Here is a 3,703-nt window from a genome sequence, read left to right on the forward strand (position 1 = left end):
GGAGTTATGAAAATGATAGATCTAATCTTATTTTTAACTTCAATCCTCCATGCCCATTTGGCAGGGCTTGCGTCATACGAAAAAACAGGCTCTGATATTGTTGACCCTGAAAATTTAGCCCGAATCTCAGCAAAGAGTGCATCGGGTGGATTCTTAAAAAATGAGGCATCTACCCAGCTTGGGCGATCTTCTGGCGTAGAGCCAAAAATGCCGAGCTTACTCACCTCACCTGATAATTCCACACAGGCGAAACCGCATGCAGAGTTCTTTACCAAAAACGGCACCATCCAGAACGATGGCTCACCTTCTGGTGTATAAACCATGACAGGCGAACCGACCTCTGCATCCCTTACAACAGAGAACTTGGGGTCATCAGCAACCGGTGACTGTTTCCTTGCTGATGCTACCACTTTTCTTACAGCCTCAGGGTCTCTAATTTGCATTTAACTACCATTATGGACATAAAAGCCGTGTAAACACATAATTAGTGTGGGTAACTGAATCCCAGTCCTCCCAGTAGACAGCGCCACCCAACTTGTAATCTGCATTCCATGGCCATGGGTCATAGATATATAGTTTTTTATCTTTAACTCCATCACATAACCACCATACATAAGAATACCCTGCACAGGCACGGGCATGTCCAGGAACCCCGCTCTTTAGAGGATGCAGGGCATTTATCTGGTCACGGGCCTCCTCCCATGTGGGTGATGTGTCATAGGTTGCATCAAGATGATTGCAGCTCAATTGCTCATATCCCGCACTCTGGTCAGGTGGGCAACCACCAGGGCCATAATTCAGGGCAGGTGCTATTTGATCCTGAGTATAGTAATATCTGTAATAGCAGAGAATCATCTGGCAGGTTGCGACGGCACAGTAATCATTCCTTTGCTGGGCATGAAGAACAAAACAGTGGTGTGAGCGGGCTTCATTATAGTTATAGTGTGTGCAGAATTGAAGCTGTTTTGTTACATTTATCTTTATCTTGCATATAATCTTGTCTATAAACGGAGTCAATGTTCGCGATATCCGGAGATTCTTTCTTGTCTTCTCAGGTATCTTCACCCGCCATTTATTAAATTCATCATATCGTCTCAGCCTGATCTTGCGAACATCTTCTGACAATGAATCATAGAATGACCAGGCATATGCACCTTCGATGTCAGGTTTTGGAGGTTTCTCTGGAATCAAGGAAAGGTCTGCGACATCAAAGATAAGTCTTGACTTTCTTCCTTGTTCATTGACCAGCTCGAACATAACGCCGAGCTTGGGGTAACTGTAGCAGACGAGTTTCGTGCCGAAAATCTTCTGCCCAGGATATTCCCTTTTTACCTTCGCGGTTAATTTTTTAACTGCTGTCTCAAAATCCCAATACCTTGGGCCTGTCTCATAGGCTATAACAGGCGAACCCAGAATCTTACTCGCACTTGTTCGGACAGTGCCAATGATGTCAGTTCCTTTTTTGATGGAGTAATCGTAAAAGAGGGGCTTCCCATTTATATCAAAAATTTCCAGGGGCTCTTTTCTAACACCCCCCTTTGACCAATCTGTTATAAACGGGATAGCCGCTGAAGCATTACGCAATACCGACAGAGAAGCATGTTCTAAAAGCTCATCCTTTGAAATCAGGGTTGCCTCTTCTAAATATTTTTCAGAAATCATATTGCACCTCCATATAAATTTTGATTACAACCTCAAACTATTGACTCCTGTAATTTAATGTCCTATTTTTGTCATTCCGCACTTGATGCGGAATCCAGGCTTTAGTTCCTTGCTTTCGCAGGAGCGGCGTCTGGATTCCCGCCTTCGCGGGAATGACAGAAAGCGGACATTATTATGCAGTTATCAATAACCACCTTACTCTACTTTAATGACCAGGCTTTTACCCGACACAAAACCATTTTCATTGACCGCAAATAAAGAGATCTGTGGTTGACCTATTTTTTCAGGTAAGAACCACACCTTTTCAGCCTCAACAAATATCTCCCCCTGTTCTGCTATAAACTTGTACCATAGCGGCCTATCAAGAGGGTCTCTGGCTTTGATGTTTAGCGCCACCCTTTCGCCTCTTTTAGTAGCAGTCCTTTCTGAGGAAAAAAGTTCAATCTCAGGAATAACACCCTTTTCAGAAAGTTTTGGTTTAGTGACAAATAGATTATCCATTTGTTTTGCTATATCAACAACTGATACATTTTGCTTTCCAACACTGTGGATACGGACAATCATATTTGCACGGGCAAAGATTGCGGATTGAATAGTTTCTCCAAAACCGATGTAGGCAACATCGCCTAATTCAATCTTTCGGGATGCAGCATCTGGGAGTTGAAGGGCCTGATATTCACCAAGCAATTCTAGTAAGGTTTCGTGTGCTCGGTGCCAGGAAACGGATTCCACGATGTCAATTTTGATTAGTTCTTCTGCATCGCTTTTTATCCTCTTCCACATATAGGTAAGGAATCTTCCGCCTTCGTAAATTTCTTCCGGGATACTTTTTATTAATGTCCATTCCGGAATTTCTTTTCCTCTCATAAAGAACTTCCAGATAAAGATATGTTTCCCTATCTCGGTCTTTTCTACCCACTTCTTTGTATCGTATAGTTTCGAAATTCTTTCTTTTTCCTGGTTTGTAACCATTTTATATTCCTCCCCTCATTTTATCTGCCTGCGTTGTTTTGTTGGTGGTTGTGGATTACAATTCGGACATCCTGTTGGCGAAGCTAAACGATCACGATATAAAAGGTCTCCACAGTTCCCAAATTTCAAATTAACAGGAAGTAATGGTGTATGAGGTGGGCCACCCGTTGGGTCGCTATCACCATCAACCTTCAGGCATGCATCAAAGACCTCGTCATTGACATCACATGCACCCTTCCATGCCACTTCATGATATCCGAATCCTCCCCACCATCCGACCGATGCCCATGCCGCACAAGGGGTGCTCCAAGTTGTATGACCAATTGCCATTATCTCATTACAATAGAATCCAGATTCCATTCTAGATTGCCATAAATCACACCCTAAAATATTTGAAAATGTTGATACTATCGTTGCGCAATCAGTGCAGTTAACATACTTTCCGAGTCCAGGACCCCCTTTAAGTCTCTCCAGAAATTCAGTGCAGTCAAATTTAGGATATGAATATTAGGTTCCTCCTCCCCCTGGGCAGTCATACTCAATAAGAGAGGGCCCCAATGCATTTACCCTCTAGGTTATTTTTCCTGCTGCGGTATCCCTGTCCTTTAAACCAATAGCCCATATGCATGAATAATCCATAACCTCAGTCCATGGAAGCTGGTCATTGGCAGCATTATACGGCGTTTGCTTCCACGGGTCTTTTGGGGACTCTAACACCACATATATTTTATGCCTTGTGGTATCTATATCTATCCATGGACTGTTACAATTTAAACGGTATTGCCATTTCCATGTTGTATAATGGATACCAACTCCAACATCCCATAGTTTTGGGTTTTTGAGCTCATAGGTGACAAATCCCGAATCTCCTCCAGGGCCAAAGGTAACCAGCTTCTTCTTTACTTCACCTAAAACATTCCCGAATATAGCAATGAGTATTTTGATAATCTATCCAATACACCCGCTGGGTGTAACAGTTGGATCTATTGCCCTGATCTCAGCCTGCTCTATGCCTTCGTCTGCCTGGAACCTCGCCTGAATAGTCAGGGTGTTTCCCGTCGTCTCCTTA

At 43.2% G+C, this 3,703-nt stretch carries 5 protein-coding genes; all 5 read right to left on the bottom strand.

The features are described from left to right. A partial coding sequence (locus tag HZC12_10425) for a hypothetical protein (protein MBI5027118.1) occupies nucleotides 1-443 on the bottom strand: 443 nt, incomplete at its 3' end. 10 nt (nucleotides 444-453) lie between these two features. Then, entirely contained in the window at nucleotides 454-1,662 is a 1,209-nt protein-coding gene (locus tag HZC12_10430; protein ID MBI5027119.1) for a hypothetical protein, read from the bottom strand. Between the two features lie 195 nt (nucleotides 1,663-1,857). After that, nucleotides 1,858-2,529, bottom strand: coding sequence for a hypothetical protein (locus tag HZC12_10435; GenBank protein MBI5027120.1), 672 nt, complete (start codon nucleotides 2,527-2,529; stop codon nucleotides 1,858-1,860). A 120-nt stretch (nucleotides 2,530-2,649) separates the two neighbouring features. Continuing rightward, nucleotides 2,650-2,964 (bottom strand): hypothetical protein, encoded by a 315-nt coding sequence (locus HZC12_10440; protein ID MBI5027121.1) that lies wholly within the window; start codon nucleotides 2,962-2,964, stop codon nucleotides 2,650-2,652. 240 nt (nucleotides 2,965-3,204) lie between these two features. After that, nucleotides 3,205-3,354, bottom strand: coding sequence for a hypothetical protein (locus HZC12_10445; GenBank protein MBI5027122.1), 150 nt, complete (start codon nucleotides 3,352-3,354; stop codon nucleotides 3,205-3,207). Between the last annotated feature and the right edge of the window lie 349 nt (nucleotides 3,355-3,703).

Source organism: Nitrospirota bacterium, assembly GCA_016214385.1.
Taxonomy (GTDB): Bacteria; Nitrospirota; Thermodesulfovibrionia; order UBA6902; family JACROP01; genus JACROP01.

Excerpts from the sequence above, each read along its gene's own strand:
- HZC12_10435 (MBI5027120.1), bottom strand. The coding sequence starts at position 2,529 with ATGAGAGGAAAAGAAATTCCGGAATGGACATTAATAAAAAGTATCCCG.
- HZC12_10440 (MBI5027121.1), bottom strand. The coding sequence starts at position 2,964 with ATGGCAATTGGTCATACAACTTGGAGCACCCCTTGTGCGGCATGGGCA.
- HZC12_10430 (MBI5027119.1), bottom strand. The coding sequence starts at position 1,662 with ATGATTTCTGAAAAATATTTAGAAGAGGCAACCCTGATTTCAAAGGAT.